The organism is Vibrio mexicanus (assembly GCF_001012815.1).
In the GTDB taxonomy this organism is placed as follows: domain Bacteria; phylum Pseudomonadota; class Gammaproteobacteria; order Enterobacterales; family Vibrionaceae; genus Vibrio; species Vibrio mexicanus.
This window is the reverse complement of record NZ_JYJP01000125.1, coordinates 1-216: the sequence shown is the minus strand read 5'-3', so window position 1 is coordinate 216 and position 216 is coordinate 1. Positions and strand designations below refer to the sequence as shown.

Sequence of the window (216 nt, the reverse complement as noted above, 5' to 3'; positions counted from 1 at the left end):
CGCCCATTCCGATTTAAGTAAAGGGCAGCAGTACTACATCACCATTGAAGAAGATATCCCAGTTTCCAGTTTATTAGGCTAATTCAACGACTAGCTAAACCAGTTATTTGTTGAGTTTGCTTAAAAGATAAATCAGTTAGGTTAGAAAATGAAAAAAATACTACTAGCGTTTCTCAGTGCCATTTTGCTTGTCGCATGCAGTGAAGATGACGGCAA

1 protein-coding gene is annotated in these 216 nt (G+C 38.0%); it reads left to right on the top strand.

Features of this window, described 5'->3' with window-relative positions; genetic code table 11:
• Positions 1–148: 148 nt before the first annotated feature.
• Positions 149–216 (top strand): lipoprotein (locus tag UA76_RS25750; RefSeq protein WP_420340930.1); only part of this gene is annotated, 68 nt, incomplete at its 3' end.